A 17877-nucleotide genomic window follows, 5' to 3' on the forward strand; every position below is an offset into this window, starting at 1 on the left:
CGAGGTGATGCTATCGCAGGCAAGCCAGCTCCCACATTTTTAGGCGATTTCGGCGACCACGGCCGCCAGGGCCTTGGCCGGGTCAGCCGCCTGGCTGATCGGGCGACCGATCACCAGGTAATCGGAACCGGCATCCAGCGCCTGGCGCGGGGTCAGGATACGACGCTGGTCGTCCTGGGCGCTGCCCGTTGGACGAATCCCCGGAGTCACCAATTGCAGCGCCGGATGGGCGGCCTTCAACGCCTGGGCTTCCAGCGCCGAGCAAACCAGGCCATCGAGGCCGGCCTTCTGCGCCAGGGCCGCCAGGCGCAAGACCTGCTCCTGAGGCTCGATATCCAGGCCGATACCGGCCAGGTCTTCACGCTCCATGCTGGTCAGCACGGTCACACCGATCAGCAAGGGCTTGGGACCGCTGCGTTGCTCCAGCACTTCACGGCACGCGGCCATCATGCGCAGGCCACCGGAACAGTGGACATTGACCATCCACACGCCCATTTCGGCAGCAGCCTTGACCGCCATCGCGGTAGTGTTGGGGATATCGTGGAATTTCAGGTCGAGAAATACTTCGAAGCCCTTGTCACGCAAGGTGCCGACGATTTCTGCGGCGCAACTGGTGAACAGTTCCTTGCCAACCTTGACCCGGCAAAGCTTGGGGTCCAACTGGTCAGCCAGCTTCAGTGCGGCGTCACGGGTGGGGTAATCCAGGGCGACGATGATAGGAGTCTGGCAGACGGACATTGGAATGGGCTCTCAGGCAAGTCGAAATCGGCGCGGATTGTAGCGCAAGCAGCGGCTTTGCGGGATCCGATGATCGGTAAATCCTCGGCAAGCGCTCATTTAACAGGGAGAACGGGCTAATATTTCAAAGCCGATACATTCGTTTACCGCAAGCCTCAAGGCCGTCAGAGCCGGCTTGCAGGCTCCTAAAGGGATCAGCCTGCCTTGTCTTCCCGGCGCACCTGCGCCTGGCTCGCACTCCAATCCGTCAACAGGCTGTACGCCACCGCCAACAATGTCGGCCCGATAAACAAGCCGATAAAGCCAAACGCAATCAACCCACCAAACACCCCCAGCAACACGATCACCAACGGCAGGTTGCCGCCGCGGCTGATCAGGTACGGTTTGAGTACGTTGTCCACGCCGCTGATGACGAATGTGCCCCAGACGCCGAGGAACACCGCATAGGTGTAATCGCCCTTCCAGGCCAGCCAGGCAGTGGCCGGGATCCAGACCAGTGGCGGGCCCATGGGAATCAGGCTCAACAGGAAGGTGACAATCCCCAGCACCAGCGCCCCGGGTACCCCGGCAATCAGGAAGCCAATCAGCGCCAGCAGTGCCTGGGCAGCGGCAGTGCCGATCACACCGTTGACCACCCGCTGCACCGTACCGGCCACCAGGTCGATGTAGTAACCGGCACGCTCACCGATCAAGCGCTCCAGCAAACGGTGGACGAACATCGCCAGGCGCGGGCCATCGCGGTAGAAAAAGAACACAAACACCAGGCTCAGGGTCAGTTCCAGGATGCCGCCGCCGATCTGTGCGCTACGGGCCAGCAACCAGTTGCCGACCTGCCCCAGGTACGGCTTGATTGTGACCATCAAGGCCGCGCCCTGCTGGTCGATGCTGTCCCACATGCCCACCAGCCGTTCCCCGACAAAGGGAATCGAACCCAGCCACGTCGGTGCTTCGGGCAAGCCATCGACCTGCACATCCTTGATCAGCGTCACGGCGTCACGTACATGGTCGGCCAGGTTGAAGCCCAACCACACCAGCGGCACCGCCACCAGTAACATCCAGCCCAAGGTCAGGATCCCGGCCGCCAAGGATTCGCGGCCGCCCAGGGCGCGGGTCAACAGGCGCATCAGCGGCCAACTGGCAAATGCCAGCACCGCGCCCCAGAACAGCGCCGACCAGAACGGCGCCATCACCCAGAAACTGGCACCAAACAGCACCAGGAGCAGGATCTGCACCAGCAGGCGATCATTGTTGAGCATGTGGTTTCTCGAAAAGAAGTTTGTAGAGCTAGAGCTTAGGCGAACGGCACGGGTCCGTTCGCCCTGGAACGATCAGCGGATCACTTGCAGATGCAGGCCCTTGGCCTCACCCGTGCCGGTTTCCAATCGCGCCGCGCGTACGCCCTTGTCGATCAGGCCCTGGCGCCAGGCTTCGGCGTTGGGCCCGCTCAAACTGACCCGCAAGGTGGTATCGAGGTTCAATCCACGGGAAATCAGGGTCAACCACGTTGTGTCGGGCTCAGTGCCCAACAAGGGGAAATCCAGGTCGCCGGTGCTTTTCAATTCGCGCAGCAGCGTGGCCGAGGTCGGCAGCAATTGCCCCAGTGGCGCACTGGCGTCCATTTGCTCGACATGCAGGTAAGCCCGACGATTACCGCGAGTGATGCCGTACAGCGCCACCAGGGAATTGTCCTGGGGGGCTGCGAGACGTAGCAGCAGGAATTCCTGCTGGCCATCGGCGCCGACCAGCTTGGCATTACCCAGCACTTCATTGGCCCAGAGGCTGCTTTCGCCACAATCGCGGGCCTGGCACCAGAACAGCAACTGCGCACCCTGCTCTTGCAATGCCTCACGCGTGGACTTGAAGGCCGCGCTGGAGCTGTGTTCGGCGGGCAACTCATAGGTAATGGCTGTCACTTGGCCACGCGCCGTGGCCTGGCCTTCGTAACGCAACTGGCCGCTGATCTTGCGGATCGCGCCCATGGGGTAGATGCGTTCTTTTTCTTCGGCGGGCCGGTAGTCGACAATCTGCGCATCCACCTGACGGACTACGCTGGGCAAATCCTGGCTCCCTGGTACATCGGCAGCGAAGACCAACGGGCTGATACAGCACAGCCCAAGTACACGGATAACTCCCTTGGCACTACTCATCGGATCGGTGCGCCTTGGCCGGTGGATGCCTTCGCGGTATTCGGATTGTTCATGGTTGACTCCCTTTCAATCCGCCCAGCCTCGACAGTTGACCCCGTCAAGTCAAGGCGCGGTGAAGAACCGATTGAAACAGTCTGCAACAAGAGCAGCCCCCGACTCGTCGTTCAGGTGCAAATGATGGCCACCTGCAAGGGTGGTTACAGCGAAAGGAAGCTGCGCAAGCAACTCGGGATGCTTGGCCAACATGCCCTCTTGCGCAACGACCAACTGCGTAGGACACGCCACCCGACGCACGAAGGCCATGGCCTGTTCTTCCGTCAGGCGCATCGGGGATGCCAGGGTCAGGCGACTGTCGCTGCGCCAGGTATAACCGCCCGGCACCGGCATCAAGCCGCGCTGGGCCAGGAGTTCCGCGGCTTCGCGGCTGACGGCGACCACGCCTTTCATCCGCGCCTCCACGGCCCGGTCGAGGGTGCTGTACACCGGTTTGCGCTTGTCTTGCAGATTGATTTGCGCCTGCAAGGCCATGCCCAGGCGCTCGGCGGCGTTCTCGCCAGTGGCAGTCGGCGGGATCACACCGTCGATCAACCCCAGGTGCGTCACACGTTCTGGCAAGGCCCCGGCCAACACCGTAGAGACAATCGCGCCGAGGGAGTGGCCAAGTAATGCAAAACGTTTCCAGCCCAGTTGCTCGGCCACTTGCAACACATCAAACACGTAATCCCACACGGCATAACCGGCGCCAGCCGGGCGGTGGGCCGAGTGGCCGTGACCGGCCATGTCCAGGGCGACAATGCGCAAGCCCTGCAGTTTGGGCGCCAGGCGCGCGAAACTGTTGGCGTTGTCCAGCCAGCCATGCAGGGCTATCACCGGCAGGCCGTCTTCCGGGCCGAACAGGTGGGCCGCCAGCTCGATATGCGGCAGGCTCAGGCGTACTTCTTCGACGGGTGTGGTCATGCGCAGCTGCGCTCGCGGGCTTCCCAGCGGGTAAACAGGTTCTTGATCAAGGCCGCCGTGTCCTGCGGACGCTCAAGGGGGAACATGTGGCCGCCGGGCATAGTCAGCATCTCGCCCATGGGCAGGCGCGCGACGCCGCTGGCGTGGTGGCGCATCACTACCCGGCTCTGCCGACCGCGCACCACGGCCAGTGGCACTTTTAATTGGCGAGTCTGGCCAGGGCTGGTATGCGGCACGCCCCGGTAAATACTGATTTCGGTTGCCGGGTCAAACCGCAGGCGCAGGCGATCGCCAACCTGGTGCAAGCCGTGTTGCAGGTAGGCCTCCAGGCATTCGGGGTCAAACCCGCGAAACAGCGTCTTGCCGGAAAAATATTGGCGGGCGGCGTCCAGGTCGGAGAACTCTTCGCGCCGGCCCAGGGTGCGGCCAGCAGGCGTCAGGCGATCAATCAAGCCAAAACGCTTGGCCGCGCGAATCACCCAACGGTCGGCAAGGGTCAGCACCGGCGAGTCGAGCATTACCACACCGCGATACAACTGCGGGCAGCGCAGGGCCGCGTGCAAATGCAACACCCCACCCAGTGAATGGCCCACGCCCCACACCGGCTCCGGTTGCTGCTCCAGGTGGTGGATCAGCTCGTCCACCAGGTTCTGCCAATTGTCGTCCACCGGAAACCGCGGATCGTGACCGTGCTGCGACAGGTGCGCCACCGCGTACTCCGGCGCCAGGGCGTCGAACAATTTGCCGTAGGTCGCCGAAGGGAAGCCATTGGCATGAGTGAAAAACACATGTTGCGACATAACCAGCCCATCATCCAAAACAGAAATCGATTGTCCCCATGCCCGGCCGCCACAGCAATGACTGTAACTGCCAGGAATGATGACACTCACGCCACGCCTATCGCGCCGGCGGGTTTTCGCCCAGGGGCACCACGGCCATGGTCAGGCGCGATACGCAACTGGCCTTGCCCTCGTCGCTGGTCAGGCGAATATCCCAGACATGAGTGGTGCGCCCGATATGGATCGCCCGGGCCACCGCTGTCACCCGCCCGGAACGCAGGCCGCGCAAGTGGTTGGCATTGATTTCCAGACCCACGCAATAGAACTTGCTGGCGTCGATGCACAGGTAGCTGGCCACGGAGCCCACTGTTTCGGCCAACACCACCGAGGCCCCGCCGTGCAGCAGCCCATAGGGTTGATGGGTGCGATGGTCGACCACCATGCTCGCGGTCAGGGATTCGTCGTCGAAGCTCTCGAAGCGGATATCCAGCACTTCACCAATGGTGTTTTTCTGTCTGGCGTTGATTTGCTCGATGTTGGGAACGGTGCGCCACAGGCTCATTGCAGTGTCCTTATTGATTTTATTGAATGCTCAATCCTGCCACAGCACGGCCTCGGAGCGCGCGCTCCAGGCCTGGAACTGTGGGCCGTAGGTTGACTCTATGACGTTGCGCTTGATCTTCAGGGTCGGCGTCAGAAAGCCGTTTTCCACCGCCCAACTGTCTTTCACTACCACCAGTTGACGCAAGCGCTCATGTTTATCCAGCACTTGGTTGACCTCCTCCAGCAAGCGTTCCAGGCTGCCGTGCAATGAATGCCGGGCCTCGCTGGCGGCCTCCTGCAGGCCCACCGCAGACAGTACGCACAAGCCCATCGGTGCGCTCAGGCCATCACCGACCACGCACACCTGTTCGATGCGCCCATGCTCCGCCAGGCGGTTTTCGATGGGCGCCGGGGCGACGTACTTGCCTTTGCTGGTCTTGAAGATCTCCTTGAGACGCCCGGTCAGGCGCAAGCGGCCTTCGCCATCCTGCTCGCCCTTGTCACCTGTGCGCAGGAAACCGTCCTCGGTGAGGGTCTCGGCGGTTTTCTGCGGGTCCTTGAAGTAGCCGAGCATGGTCGCGCCGCTGCGCACCTGGACTTCGCCGGCCGGATCAATGCGCACCTCCACGTCCGGGCACGCCAGGCCGATCCAGCCGATCTTCTGCTGGCCGGGGCGACAGACATGGGAATAGCCACAGCTTTCGGTCATGCCATATACCTCCAGCACATCCAGGCCCAGGCGCAGGTACCAGCGCAGCAGCGCTTCGGGCACTGGCGCGGCGCCGGACAGGGCCACCCGCACCGCGTCCAGCCCAAGGCCGGCGAGGACTTTGTGGCCAACCCGCTTGCCGATAAACGGCAGACGCAAGAGCCATTCCAGGCGTTTTTCCGGGATTTTTGCGTAGACGCCCATCTGGAACTTGGTCCAGATCCGCGGCACGCCAAACAAGGCCGTGGGCCGGGCGCGTTGGAGATCGGAGAGGAACGTGTCGAGGCTTTCGGCAAAAAACACGGTTTGCCCGGTGTAGATCGAGGCCATTTCGACAAACATGCGCTCGGCCACATGGCACAGCGGCAGGTAGGACAGCAGGCGGTCGCCCTCCCCCAGGCCAAACAGCTCGGTGCCGCGGGTCGCCGCAAACCCCAGGCCGCCGAAGGTGTGCATCACGCCTTTAGGCAAGCCGGTGGTGCCGGAGGTGTAGATGATGGTGGCCAGATCTGTGGCCGCCGGCGCAGGGTCATCCTGGATCGGCGAGCAGGCTTGCAGGTCGGCCCAGGTGAAATCGAACTGGCCCTCGGGGCACAGCGGCAGGCTGATAGTCGCAAGCCCGGCCTTGACGCCCGGGGCCATGGCCGGCCAGTCGTCGAGCTTGCCGATAAACACCAACGCCGCCTCGGAGTGCTCCAGCACATGGGCCACGGAGTCGGCGGTAAGGTTGGGATACAGCGGCACCGAGACATGCCCGGCCATCCAGATCGCCAGGTCGGCGATGATCCAGTGCGCGCAGTTTTTCGAGATCAGGGCAATGTGCGAGCCCTGGGGCAGTTCACGGGCGCGCAGCCAATGGGCAGCGCAACGTGCCTGATGGCCGACCTCGCCCCAGGTGAGGGTCTGCACCTCGCCGCCACCAATGGGCTGGACCAGGAAGCGCTGGCGCGGATGGCGCGCCTCACGTTCAAAGAAGACCTGCAGCGGCAAACGAAAAGCGACAGACATGGGACGCGCTCCTGTGTGTTCAGATGGCAGCCAACCAAGCACTTGCTTGGTTGACTATTCCATGCACAAAGGAGCACTGCAAGTTCCTTGCAGGCATAACACAATCAAACGGTGGAAAATACTTATTTGGGAAAGGGCCCGCTCCCACAGCTTGATTGTGTTGTGCCTGAAAAATCAGGGGTTTTTGACGCTATTGAGGCTCATCAACCCCGCCAACGGAAAGTCCCCTTCCAGCTCCGCCAGGCTGGCGGTGTGCATCGGCTGGGGCTGGCGCTGGTGACCGTGCTGCAAAAAGCTGATCAGGTTGCCCACCAGGGGTTGATGGCTGACCAGCAGCACATTGTCATCGGTGTCGAGTTTCTCCAGCACTTGCAACGGATTGCCATCCGGCGTCAGCCACGCAGCCGTGCGAATTTCAGGAGCAAAGCCCAACGCCTCACGCACCAGTTGCGCGGTCTGCTGCGCCCGCACGTAGGGGCTGGCGATGATGGCCTTGATGTCAGCGCCGATCAGGTGGGCAGCGCTATGCAACGCCTCCTGGCGACCACGCTCGGTCAGGTTGCGCTGGGCATCGCTCGGCGCATGGGACTCGGCTTCACCGTGACGCAATACCCACAGTTTCATAGCTTGGGCTCTTCATCACGCACCGGGTGCGGGGCCGGCGGCACGCTGTGGGCGGCCTCGCCTTCCGGGGCGCGCGGGGTTGGCCAGTCGGCGAAGGGCCAGGGTTTCTGCTCGCTGTGGAAGCTGCCAAAACGGCCAACCTGGGCGAGGAACTGGCTGAGGCTGTCGCCAAAGTTCATCAGGCCCAGGTTCGGCGCGCCGTAGATCAGGCGGTAGATCAACTGCACCACCACCAACGCCCCGAGGAGGAACTGGGCCACTTGCCAGACCAGGGCAAACACCAGCATCCACAGGATGCGCAGGCCGATGGATTCATACTTGGGTGCTGTTTTCGGATCGTTCATCGCGCGTTCCTCAGTTGAAACCACTGGTGGAAATAAAGTCGACATCGGTCTTGGGTTCGGCCCTCATCAGCAACTCGATGACCTGGTTCAAGGTGCGCCCTTCGAACAGGATCGCGTGCAGGCCGGCGACCAACGGCATATAGACCCCGGTTTCCTGGGCCTTGGCCTTCAGTACTTTGAGGGTATTGACCCCTTCGGCCACTTCACCGAGGCGGGTGACGGCGTCTTCCAGGCTTAGGCCCTGGCCCAGGGCGAAACCCACCTGATAGTTGCGGCTTTTGGGTGACGAACAGGTGACGATCAGGTCACCGACTCCGGCCAGGCCGAGGAAAGTCATGGGGTTGGCACCCTGATTGACCGCAAAGCGGGTCATTTCCGCCAGGGCGCGAGTGATCAGCATGCTCTTGGTGTTTTCCCCCATGCCCAGGGCCACGGCCATGCCGGCGATGATGGCGTAGACGTTTTTCAATGCGCCGCCCAGTTCCACGCCAAAGCGGTCGGCACTGGCGTAGACCCGGAAGGTACGGCCATGCAGCACCGCCTGCACGCGCTCGCACAAAGCCTCGTCTTCACTGGCGACCACGGTCGCGGTCAAGGCATGCTCAGCCACTTCGCGTGCCAGGTTCGGCCCGGAAAGCACACCGATACGGGCCTGGGGGGCGATTTCCTCAAGGATTTCACTCATCAGCTTGAAGGTCTGGGCCTCGATGCCTTTGGTCAGGCTGACCAGCATCTTGCCCGCCAGCCGCTCGGCATGGGGTGCCAACACCGTGCGCAGGGCGCTGGAGGGCAACGCGACAAAGCATAGGTCGCAGTCATCCAGGGTGGCCTGCAGGTCGGTGACCGGCGTGACCGCCGCATGAATCTTGATACCCTTGAGGTAACGCGGGTTCTCCCGGTTGACCCGGATGGCCTCGGCCTGTTCGGGATCGCGCATCCACTGGCGCACCTGATGGCCGTTTTCAGCCAGTAGATTAGCCACGGCGGTACCAAAACTTCCGCCTCCCAGGACCGCAATTGGGCGCTGTTCAGTCATATGCAATCCGTTAATCCATACCAGTGGCGATGGCGGCATTATACGGGCCGACCTGACGGCGACCAGCCCTTCTGTGATTTCCCACGATTGTCGGAAAATGGCCGAATGGACCACAGTAATTGCGATAGCACCGACTGGCAAAAGCGCTCGCCTCAGTTAACATGGTCGGCTATCCGTAATTATCAAGGCCGTGCCGTGTATTTGGGCCCTCCTCCTCGTTCATCTCTGTTACTGGCGCTGCTGGTCAGTACGCCGTTGCTGGCCGACGATTTGTTCCTCGACAACCAGCCGCTGCCCCAAGTCCTGACGGCAACCCGGCTCAAGCAGTCGGCCGCCGCCGTGCCTGGCAGCATGACGGTGATCGACAGCGAATTGATCAAGGCCAGTGGTGCACGCGATATTGCCGAGCTGCTGCGCCTGGTGCCGGGGATGATGGTGGGCTACACCTCGGGCAACCAGGCCGCCGTCAACTACCACGGCACCAGCGCCAACGAAGCGCGGCGCATGCAAGTGCTGATCGATGGCCGCTCGGTGTACCGCGCCGGCCTGGCCACCGTGGACTGGAGCGACATTCCAGTCGCCATGGAAGATATCGAGCGGATCGAAGTGTTCCGTGGCCCCAATACCGTCAGCTATGGCGCCAATGCGCTGATGGCGGTGGTCAATATCCTCACTCGCTCGCCGGCCAACAGCCTGGGTACCCGGATGAAAATGACCCGGGGCGAGCGCGGGATCAACGACTGGTATGCCAGCCAGGGCCTGGGCTGGGACACCGGCAACCTGCGACTGTCGCTGTCCGGGCAACAGGATGATGGCTTTGACAGCGACCGGGTCGGCGCCGACTACCGCGACAGCCGGCGGCTCAGCCGCTTCAGCCTGGCGGTCAGCCAGGTGCTGAACCAGCAGCAGAGCATCGACTGGCAACTCAACGCCAAGGAAGGGACCAATCAGCGGCCATACACCTACAAGCCAGTGTTCGCCGGGATTACCGACGGTGGCACCGACTCCGACGTCACCGCCAAGGACTACGCCGCATCCCTGCGCTGGAACTTCGACTTCAACCCCGATCACAGCCTGTATATCCAGGGTTCGGCGCAACAATGGGACCGTCGGCAGGTCTGGAAAGCCTGCGACGCCAAGGTGTCGTTCAGCCCGCAGTTGACGCAACTGTGGCAGATGAACCCCAACTACGCCGAGCAGTTGGCGCGGCACATGAAGGACTATGAAAACGGCAGCCCACCGCCAGGCTCTGCCGCCGAGCAGGCGCTGGCCGAAGAGGTCCTGAAGCAATGGAATAACGGCGGCAAGGAAAGCGTCTGCGGCAATATCGACCAGAGCACCAAGGAAAGCCGCTACGACCTCGAAGTACAAGACACCCTGAGCCTGTCCGACAGCCTGCGACTGGTCAGTGGGATGAATTACCGCTACGACCGCGCCGACTCTGACACCTATTTCAATGGCACCTTGGACGACACCACCTGGCGCCTGTTCGGCCATCTGGAATGGCGGGCCAGCGAGCACTGGTTGTTGCAGGGCGGGGCGATGTACGAAAACACCCACTTGAGCGGTAACTCGCTCACGCCCAGGGTTGCGGTCAATTACCTGATCAACCCGCGCCACGGGTTGCGCGCGGTGTACTCCGAAGCAATCCGCTCGCCGGACATGTTCGAGAACAACGTCAACTGGAGCTACCGGGTCACTGGCCTCAGCTCCCCCGCCTACGGGCAGACAACCGGCCAGTATTTCGTCAAGACCCGCGGCCCGGGCAACCTCGACAAGGAACTGATGCGCTCCCGGGAGTTGGGCTACAACGGCTTTTTTGCCGATAGCGGGCTGAACCTCGACATCAAGCTGTTCTATGACGAAATCACCGGCATGATCAGCGAGCCCCTGCGCAATAACCAGTACATTGCCAGCAACAGTAACCGCTCACGGTTTGCCGGCGCCGAAACCCAACTGGACTGGCACGTCAGTAGCGCCGACCGGCTACGCCTGACCTATGCTTACGTCGATGCCAGCGCCAGCAACCCGCTGGACCAGCAACAGACCGCGCGCAACAGCGGTTCGGCCGGCTGGATGCGCGAGTGGGGGCATGGCTGGTCCAGCGCGCTGTTCTATTATGGGGACGATGCACTTAACCAATATCGCTTTGAACGGGTCGACATGCGGGTCGCCAAGCGCATCGCCCTGGGCAAGGCCAACCTGGAGCTGGCCGGCATGCTGCAACAACGCCTCGATAACCAGCCCACCACCCAGATCGACAACAACTACGACCAACGCCATGTGCTCTACTTCAGCGCGGAGTTAGAGTTCTGACATGACCCCTGCCCAGTCAAGGATGACCGCCCTTCCCGGCACCAGGTTCTGGCGCCGCTGCCTGCTGCTCGCCAGCCTGGCATTGGCCATGCCCGCGTGGAGCGCCGAAATCCTGCTGACCGCCGCCCAAGACAGCCCTGGCGTGCAGGCCTTTGCCCAGGCCCTGCGCGTGCAACGCCCCGTTGATGAGGTCACCTTCAAGGCGCTGCAAGACATGCCCGCACCCGGTCAATTGCCGGCCAGCACCCGCCTGATCCTGCTGGACTTGCCCAGCCTCGACTGGCGCCTGCAGGACACCCAGGGCCCGGCGACGCTGGTGCTGCGCATCAGCCGCCTGCAAGCCCGCCAACGCCTGGGCAACCATGTGCCCGGCAAGATCAGCCTGCTGTGGAGCGACCCGTCCCTGGACCGGCAGTTGCGCCTGATCGCCAATATCTTGCCCCAGGCCCAGCGCATTGGCGTGTTGTACGGCAACGACAGCGAGTTCCTGCTGCCGGAACTGCGCCAGCATGCCACGGCCCTGGGCCTGGAAATCGTCGCCCAGCCCTGGGACAACATTAATGACAGTCGCCCTCTGCTCAGCCTGTTTAAAAGCAGCGATGTGTTACTGGGCCTGGATGATCCAAAGCTATACAACCCGAAGACCGTGAAAAACCTGCTGTTGAGCAGCTACGCCAGGCAATTGCCGCTGATCGGGCCCAACGCCGGTTTCGTGCGGGCCGGCAGCCTGGCCAGTACCTACAGCGACCAGGCTGACTGGCTGGATGTGCTCAACCGCCTGCTCGATCACCCGCCGGCCGGCTGGCCGCGCTCGCTGTACCCGGAACACTTCAAAGTCGTGGGCAACCCGCAAGTGGCGCGCTCGCTGGGGATCGAACAGGTGGACGAGACCGCCGTCGCGACCCGATTGGCCGAAGGGGAGAAACACCCATGACCTTGCGTCGCCGTTGGGATATCAATACCCGAACCCAGATCATCACCCTGGGCCCGGCCCTGTTGCTGACACTGCTGCTGATCAGCTTCTTTACCTTCGTGCGGATCCAGGACCTGCGCCAGGAACTGGACCACACCGGCCAGTTGATCGCCAACCAACTGGCGCCAGCCACCGAGTATGGCGTGATCTCGGGCAACAACGACGTGCTCGACAGCCTGCTGCGGGCGACCCTGGCCACGCCGCATGTGCGCTTCCTGGAAATCCAGGACAGTGCAGAAAACATCCTGGTCTATGTCGAACAACCCACGGAAAAGCATGACCGCTCGTTGTCGGTAAAAATCTTCCAGGCCCCGATTCGCTTGCAGCATATCCAGCTGGGCAACGACTTTTTCCAGGACAACACCGCGCAGCCCAAGGCCCCCAAGGCCGACTATCTGGGCCGGGTGATCGTCGGCATGTCCAACGACGCCTTCAGTCAGCGCCAACAGGAAATCCTCTTCAAGGCCGGGATCCTTGCGTTGTTTGCCCTGCTCTTTACCTTCCTGCTGGCGCGGCGCCTGGCTGCCAGCCTGTCGCAACCGATCAGCGCCATGGGGCATGCGGTCAAGGCAATCCAGCGGGGCGACTACAAAACCCCACTGCCAATTGTCGATGACTCCGAACTGGGTGACCTGTCCCGCCATATCAACAACCTGGCCGAAGGCTTGCACCACGCCAGTCGCGAGCAGCAGCAAGCCATGGCCCAGTTGATCCAGACGCGCGAGGAAGCCGAGCGTGCCAACAGCGCCAAATCCGACTTCCTGGCGATGATGAGCCACGAATTGCGCACGCCGATGAATGGCGTACTGGGCATGCTGCAATTGCTCGAAACCACCTCCATGACCGACGAACAGACCGAGTACGCCGCACTGGCCTCGGAGTCCACCGAACACCTGCTCAAAGTCATCAACGATATCCTCGACTTCTCGCGTATCGAACGCTCGGCCCTGGAGCTGGAGCATATTCCGTTCAATCTGGTTGACCTGATCAACAGCTGCGCCCAAGCGTTCCAGCACAGCGCCATACAGCGCGGATTGGTCCTGGAGTTGCCAATCCCGCCGGGCATGGAAGCGTTGCGCGTGCAGGGTGACCCGACGCGGATCCGGCAGATCCTGGTGAACCTGATCGGCAATGCACTGAAGTTCACCGAACAGGGCACGGTCAGCGTCGAGCCCAACTGGCAAACCCTGGACCATGAACTGCTGTGGTTCACCTGCACGGTACGCGACACCGGGATTGGTATTTCGGCCGAGCGCCTGGAGCTGATGTTCGACGCCTTTCAACAGGCTGACAGCTCTATCTCCAGGCGTTACGGCGGTACCGGCCTGGGCCTGCCGATTGCCCGCACCCTGGCCGAGCGGATGGGCGGCACCCTGCGCGCCCAGAGCGAAGAAGGCCTGGGTTCGGTGTTCACCCTGGAAATCCCGCTGGCGATCTACCAGCAAAGCCTGCCGCAGATTGCTGCGGACACCCCGCATAAAGCCAGCGCCGGTGAGGGCCGCAATGTGCTGCTGGTGGAAGACAACCCGGTCAACCGCACCGTGGTCGAGGCCATGCTGCGCAGCCTGGGGTTCGAGGTGAGCATCGCCACTGATGGCGCCGAAGCGATTCGCAGTGCCGAAAGCCTGATTTTCACGGCGATTTTGATGGATTGCCGACTGCCGGTGATCGACGGCTATGAAGCCACCCGTCAGATTCGTCAGCTGCCTGGCTGCGCCGACCTGCCGATCATTGCCCTGACGGCCAATGCGTTACAGGGCGATCGCGAAGCGTGCCTGGCCGCCGGGATGAACGATTACCTGGCCAAGCCGTTCAAACGTACGGATTTGCAGCAAATCCTACAGCGCTGGGTGCATTAGATGGGCATCATCAGCCAACTGCGACTGGCGTGAAAGGCGAAAGTGCGGCAGTCTTAGGCACCCGAGCGGGCCCATAAATAAGCCCGGTTTAAAATTTCAGTGCACAAGTGTACATTCATGTCCTTGATGCTGTGACTTTCACTACAACGCAATAGTCTACCTGTAGGCTGCCGACGTGAGGCAAGCACGCTTCAGTCGGTCGGGAAGATTTACCCGGCCCTGCCGCATGGGATTATTGAGGAGCTCGCATGACCAAACAAAACGCCTTTACCCGGGAAGACCTGCTGCGCTGCAGTCGCGGTGAGCTGTTCGGCCCAGGTAACGCGCAACTGCCCGCCCCGAACATGCTGATGGTGGATCGCATCACCCATATCAGCGAAGAGGGTGGCAAGTACGGCAAAGGTGAATTGGTCGCCGAGCTGGATATCACCCCTGACCTGTGGTTTTTCGCCTGCCATTTCGAAGGCGATCCGGTCATGCCGGGCTGCCTGGGCCTCGACGCCATGTGGCAGCTGGTCGGTTTCTACCTGGGCTGGCAAGGCCTGCCGGGCCGCGGGCGTGCCCTGGGTTCGGGCGAAGTGAAGTTCTTTGGCCAGGTCCTGCCGACCGCCAAGAAAGTCACCTACAACATTCACATCAAACGCGTCCTCAAGGGCAAGCTGAACCTGGCCATCGCCGATGGTTCGGTCACTGTCGACGGGCGCGAGATCTACACTGCCGAAGGCCTTCGGGTCGGCGTGTTCACTTCCACTGACAACTTTTAAGGGTTATCCGCATGCGCCGCGTCGTTATCACTGGTCTGGGCATCGTTTCGTGCCTGGGCAATGACAAAGAGACCGTCACCGCTAACCTGCGTGCAAGTCGCCCTGGCATCCGCTTCAACCCGGAATATGCCGAAATGGGTCTGCGTAGCCAGGTTTCCGGCTCCATTGACCTACCACTCGAAGAACTGATCGATCGCAAGATCTATCGCTTCGTCGGCCACGCAGCAGCCTATGCCTACCTGGCCATGAAAGACGCGATTGCCGATTCCGGCCTGAGCGACGACCAGGTGTCCAACGTGCGTACCGGCCTGATCGCCGGCTCCGGCGGCGCGTCGACCTTGAACCAGATGGAAGCGCTGGACATCCTGCGCGAGAAAGGCGTCAAGCGCGTCGGCCCGTACCGCGTCACGCGGACCATGGGCAGCACCGTTTCTGCGTGCCTGGCCACTCCATTCCAGATCAAGGGCGTGAACTACTCGATCTCCTCCGCCTGCGCCACCAGTGCTCACTGCATTGGGACTGCGGTCGAACAGATCCAGTTGGGCAAGCAAGACATCGTGTTCGCCGGTGGCGGTGAAGAAGAGCATTGGAGCCAATCGTTCCTGTTCGACGCGATGGGCGCGCTGTCCACTCAGTACAACGAAACCCCGGAAAAGGCCTCCCGTGCCTACGACGCCAAGCGTGACGGTTTCGTCATCGCCGGCGGTGGCGGCATGGTCGTGGTCGAGGAGCTGGAACACGCCCTGGCCCGTGGCGCAAAGATCTACGCGGAAATCGTCGGCTACGGCGCGACTTCCGACGGCTACGACATGGTTGCGCCAAGCGGCGAAGGTGCCATTCGTTGCATGCAGATGGCCATGGCCACCGTTGATACGCCAATCGACTACCTGAACACCCACGGCACCTCCACTCCAGTGGGCGATGCCAAGGAAATGGAAGGCGTACGTGCGGTATTCGGCGACAAGGCACCGGCCATCAGCTCCACCAAGAGCCTGTCGGGTCACTCCCTGGGCGCCGCTGGCGTGCACGAAGCGATCTACTGCCTGCTGATGATGGAAGGCAACTTCATGGCGGGTTCGGCCAACATCGACGAGCTGGATCCAGCCGTTGCTGATATGCCGATCCTGACCAAGACCCGTGAAGATGCAACCATCAACACCGTGATGAGCAACAGCTTCGGCTTCGGTGGCACCAACGCTACCCTGGTACTGAAACGCTGGCAGGGCAAGTAAGCCCCGCAGGTTGATCATGTGAAAACGCCCCGACTGGTTCGGGGCGTTTTTTATTGGGCGGGTTTACCAGTAGACCGAGTCGTCTTCATCGCAGGCAAGCCAGCTTAGGTCTCCAGCCCTACACCGAAAACCGCGCCACCATGGTGTTCAGGTCCACCGCCAACCGCGACAACTCCTGGCTCGCCGCACTGGTCTGGTTGGCGCCCGCCGACGTCTGCATCGCCAGGTCGCGAATGTTCATCAGGTTGCGATCCACCTCCCGTGCCACCGCCGCCTGCTGCTCCGAAGCGCTGGCAATCACCAGGTTGCGTTCGTTGATCAGGGTGAACGCCGAGGCAATTTCCTCCAGCGCGGTGCCCGCCGACTTGGCGATATCCAGGGTCGAACGCGCCCGGCTGTTGCTCTGCTGCATCGAGTTGACCGCCTGATCGGTGCCCTGCTGGATCCCGCCGATCATCTGCTCGATTTCCTGGGTCGATTGCTGAGTACGATGAGCCAGGGCCCGCACCTCATCAGCGACCACCGCAAACCCGCGCCCGGCCTCACCAGCCCGTGCCGCCTCAATCGCCGCGTTAAGCGCCAGCAGATTGGTTTGCTCGGCAATTGCGCGAATCACATCCAACACCTTGCTGATGCCGTATACCTTCTGCGCCAAGTCCTCGACCTGGGTGGCATTGGCCGTCACGTCATCAGCCAGCGACTCGATCGACAGCACCGTCTGATGCACTTGCTCACGCCCTTGCTGGGCAATGCGATCGGATTCGCGCGAGGCCTGCGAAGTGGCCACCGCATTACTGGCCACCTCCTCCACCGCCGCCGTCATCTGATTGACCGCCGTGGCAGCCTGTTCGATTTCCTGGCTTTGCTGGTGCAGGCCACGGGTAGCGTCTTCGGTGACACAACTGAGCTCCTCGGAAGCGGAGGCCAGTTGGTTGGAGGAATCGGAAATGCGCCGGATCGTCTCACGCAGGTTTTCCTGCATGCTCTTGAGCGCCTGCTGCAGGCGCGCCGGCTCGTCCTTGCCGCTGACGGTGATCTCGCCGGTCAAGTCGCCGCTGGCCACTCCCTGGGCGACCCTCACCGACTGCGCCAGTGGCAACACGATACTACGGGTCAACAGGACGGCCAGACCGATGGTAATCAACGCGGTCATGGCGATCATGCCGATCACCCAGATCCGCGACTGGCTGAATACCTGCTGCGCCAAGTCTGCCGCCTGGTTGGCGCTGACCTTGTTGAGGATGACCAACTCGCCCAGGGTACCGGCCAAGGTATCCGCCAGGTGATTCATCTCGCCATTGACCACCTTGAGCGCGTCTTCCAGCTGATTCTGCCGGGAAAACGCCATGACCTGCTCCTGGCGTTGCAAATACTGTTGCTGCTCAACCTTGAAGCGGTCGAACAGCACCTGGTCTTCGGGCAGGATAATCAACGCTTCATACAGCTTCTGTGCGGTATGCAGCTGCTTTTTGATATCGAGGATTTTTTGTTCATTCTGGGCCACCGCCTGAGGATCGCGGTTAATCAGCAGACGCAAGGTCAAGGCGCGTATCCGCAGCAGGTCCTGATTCATTTCGCCGGCCGCCATCACGCTGGGCAGCCAGTTGGTTTCCACCTGGTCCGACTGCTCGCGCATGTTGGCCATTTGCATCAAGGCGAACCCGCCCAGTACAAACACCATCAACGCCAACAATCCAAAACCCAGGCCTGCACGAGGAGCGATATTGAGACTTCTGATACTCATTGCTCGGATTCCTTTCAAGAGCGCTGCATCCACCTGCAGCGGGTTGCTCATGAAAGGTATCGGCGTCTTCGACTTTTTGCGTAAGACGAAAACGCGATATCAAA

The 17877-nt window shown here is 61.8% G+C and carries 16 protein-coding genes and 1 pseudogene; 5 read left to right on the forward strand and 12 right to left on the reverse strand.

Translation table 11 applies throughout. The features are described from left to right. Positions 1 to 39: 39 nt before the first annotated feature. The 10 genes from pyrF to FJD34_RS21830 form a co-directional block, all read right to left on the reverse strand. Positions 40 to 738, reverse strand: a complete 699-nt coding sequence (gene pyrF / locus FJD34_RS21785) for an orotidine-5'-phosphate decarboxylase (protein ID WP_090290687.1) — start codon at positions 736 to 738, stop codon at positions 40 to 42. Between the two features lie 194 nt (positions 739 to 932). Then, entirely contained in the window at positions 933 to 1994 is a 1062-nt protein-coding gene (locus FJD34_RS21790) for an AI-2E family transporter (RefSeq protein WP_032859229.1), read from the reverse strand. A gap of 72 nt (positions 1995 to 2066) precedes the next feature. Next, entirely contained in the window at positions 2067 to 2885 is an 819-nt protein-coding gene (locus FJD34_RS21795; protein WP_032859226.1) for a DUF4892 domain-containing protein, read from the reverse strand. 102 nt (positions 2886 to 2987) lie between these two features. Further along, on the reverse strand, positions 2988 to 3842 hold the full coding sequence (locus FJD34_RS21800; RefSeq protein ID WP_065943519.1) for an alpha/beta hydrolase: 855 nt from the start codon (positions 3840 to 3842) through the stop codon (positions 2988 to 2990). Beyond that, positions 3839 to 4642: an alpha/beta fold hydrolase gene (locus tag FJD34_RS21805; RefSeq protein ID WP_032859223.1), complete on the reverse strand. Its 804-nt coding sequence runs from the start codon at positions 4640 to 4642 to the stop codon at positions 3839 to 3841. The genes FJD34_RS21800 and FJD34_RS21805 overlap by 4 nt, the downstream gene beginning before the upstream one ends. 97 nt (positions 4643 to 4739) lie before the next feature. After that, on the reverse strand, positions 4740 to 5183 hold the full coding sequence (locus tag FJD34_RS21810) for a hotdog fold thioesterase (RefSeq protein ID WP_065943518.1): 444 nt from the start codon (positions 5181 to 5183) through the stop codon (positions 4740 to 4742). A 30-nt stretch (positions 5184 to 5213) separates the two neighbouring features. Further along, the gene (locus FJD34_RS21815; protein WP_090290686.1) at positions 5214 to 6881 is read right to left on the reverse strand and encodes an AMP-binding protein; all 1668 of its coding nucleotides are present in this window, start codon (positions 6879 to 6881) and stop codon (positions 5214 to 5216) included. Between the two features lie 174 nt (positions 6882 to 7055). Further along, complete coding sequence (sixA, locus tag FJD34_RS21820) at positions 7056 to 7505, reverse strand: phosphohistidine phosphatase SixA (protein WP_032859218.1); 450 nt, start codon at positions 7503 to 7505, stop codon at positions 7056 to 7058. Continuing rightward, positions 7502 to 7849 carry a DUF4389 domain-containing protein gene (locus FJD34_RS21825; protein WP_090290685.1) on the reverse strand — a complete coding sequence of 116 codons (348 nt, stop codon included), beginning with the start codon at positions 7847 to 7849 and terminating at the stop codon, positions 7502 to 7504. The genes sixA and FJD34_RS21825 overlap by 4 nt, the downstream gene beginning before the upstream one ends. A gap of 10 nt (positions 7850 to 7859) precedes the next feature. After that, a complete protein-coding gene (locus FJD34_RS21830; protein WP_032859214.1) occupies positions 7860 to 8885 on the reverse strand; it encodes an NAD(P)H-dependent glycerol-3-phosphate dehydrogenase in 1026 nt (341 codons plus the stop codon). A 195-nt stretch (positions 8886 to 9080) separates the two neighbouring features. On the opposite strand from FJD34_RS21830, the gene FJD34_RS21835 reads away from it, so the two are divergent. From FJD34_RS21835 to fabB, 5 genes are all read left to right on the forward strand, one after another. Beyond that, on the forward strand, positions 9081 to 11201 hold the full coding sequence (locus tag FJD34_RS21835) for a TonB-dependent receptor plug domain-containing protein (RefSeq protein WP_032859213.1): 2121 nt from the start codon (positions 9081 to 9083) through the stop codon (positions 11199 to 11201). Between the two features lie 22 nt (positions 11202 to 11223). After that, positions 11224 to 12135, forward strand: coding sequence for an ABC transporter substrate-binding protein (locus FJD34_RS21840; RefSeq protein ID WP_139115699.1), 912 nt, complete (start codon positions 11224 to 11226; stop codon positions 12133 to 12135). Then, positions 12132 to 14033 carry an ATP-binding protein gene (locus tag FJD34_RS21845; RefSeq protein WP_090290684.1) on the forward strand — a complete coding sequence of 634 codons (1902 nt, stop codon included), beginning with the start codon at positions 12132 to 12134 and terminating at the stop codon, positions 14031 to 14033. The genes FJD34_RS21840 and FJD34_RS21845 overlap by 4 nt, the downstream gene beginning before the upstream one ends. A 248-nt stretch (positions 14034 to 14281) precedes the next feature. Beyond that, positions 14282 to 14797 (forward strand): 3-hydroxyacyl-[acyl-carrier-protein] dehydratase FabA, encoded by a 516-nt coding sequence (gene fabA / locus FJD34_RS21850; RefSeq protein WP_032859207.1) that lies wholly within the window; start codon positions 14282 to 14284, stop codon positions 14795 to 14797. Between the two features lie 11 nt (positions 14798 to 14808). Beyond that, positions 14809 to 16029, forward strand: coding sequence for a beta-ketoacyl-ACP synthase I (gene fabB / locus FJD34_RS21855; protein WP_032859205.1), 1221 nt, complete (start codon positions 14809 to 14811; stop codon positions 16027 to 16029). 118 nt (positions 16030 to 16147) lie between these two features. On the opposite strand, the gene FJD34_RS28910 is transcribed toward fabB, so the two are convergent. Both FJD34_RS28910 and FJD34_RS28915 read right to left on the reverse strand, forming a co-directional pair. Then, a complete protein-coding gene (locus tag FJD34_RS28910) occupies positions 16148 to 17011 on the reverse strand; it encodes a methyl-accepting chemotaxis protein (RefSeq protein ID WP_411736499.1) in 864 nt (287 codons plus the stop codon). Beyond that, positions 17003 to 17824: pseudogene (locus FJD34_RS28915) on the reverse strand (MCP four helix bundle domain-containing protein); the annotation flags it as partial. The pseudogene FJD34_RS28915 and the gene FJD34_RS28910, both read right to left, overlap by 9 nt. Positions 17825 to 17877 lie beyond the last annotated feature (53 nt).

Source organism: Pseudomonas brenneri, assembly GCF_007858285.1.
Taxonomy (GTDB): Bacteria; Pseudomonadota; Gammaproteobacteria; order Pseudomonadales; family Pseudomonadaceae; genus Aquipseudomonas; species Aquipseudomonas brenneri.

Bases quoted from the DNA above. Each gene is read 5' to 3' on its own strand.
- pyrF (WP_090290687.1), bottom strand. From the start codon at position 738: ATGTCCGTCTGCCAGACTCCTATCATCGTCGCCCTGGATTACCCCACC.
- FJD34_RS21790 (WP_032859229.1), bottom strand. From the start codon at position 1,994: ATGCTCAACAATGATCGCCTGCTGGTGCAGATCCTGCTCCTGGTGCTG.
- FJD34_RS21795 (WP_032859226.1), bottom strand. From the start codon at position 2,885: ATGAGTAGTGCCAAGGGAGTTATCCGTGTACTTGGGCTGTGCTGTATC.
- FJD34_RS21800 (WP_065943519.1), bottom strand. From the start codon at position 3,842: ATGACCACACCCGTCGAAGAAGTACGCCTGAGCCTGCCGCATATCGAG.
- FJD34_RS21805 (WP_032859223.1), bottom strand. From the start codon at position 4,642: ATGTCGCAACATGTGTTTTTCACTCATGCCAATGGCTTCCCTTCGGCG.
- FJD34_RS21810 (WP_065943518.1), bottom strand. From the start codon at position 5,183: ATGAGCCTGTGGCGCACCGTTCCCAACATCGAGCAAATCAACGCCAGA.
- FJD34_RS21815 (WP_090290686.1), bottom strand. From the start codon at position 6,881: ATGTCTGTCGCTTTTCGTTTGCCGCTGCAGGTCTTCTTTGAACGTGAG.
- sixA (WP_032859218.1), bottom strand. From the start codon at position 7,505: ATGAAACTGTGGGTATTGCGTCACGGTGAAGCCGAGTCCCATGCGCCG.
- FJD34_RS21825 (WP_090290685.1), bottom strand. From the start codon at position 7,849: ATGAACGATCCGAAAACAGCACCCAAGTATGAATCCATCGGCCTGCGC.
- FJD34_RS21830 (WP_032859214.1), bottom strand. From the start codon at position 8,885: ATGACTGAACAGCGCCCAATTGCGGTCCTGGGAGGCGGAAGTTTTGGT.
- FJD34_RS21840 (WP_139115699.1), top strand. From the start codon at position 11,224: ATGACCGCCCTTCCCGGCACCAGGTTCTGGCGCCGCTGCCTGCTGCTC.
- FJD34_RS21845 (WP_090290684.1), top strand. From the start codon at position 12,132: ATGACCTTGCGTCGCCGTTGGGATATCAATACCCGAACCCAGATCATC.
- fabA (WP_032859207.1), top strand. From the start codon at position 14,282: ATGACCAAACAAAACGCCTTTACCCGGGAAGACCTGCTGCGCTGCAGT.
- fabB (WP_032859205.1), top strand. From the start codon at position 14,809: ATGCGCCGCGTCGTTATCACTGGTCTGGGCATCGTTTCGTGCCTGGGC.
- FJD34_RS28910 (WP_411736499.1), bottom strand. From the start codon at position 17,011: ATGCAGGAAAACCTGCGTGAGACGATCCGGCGCATTTCCGATTCCTCC.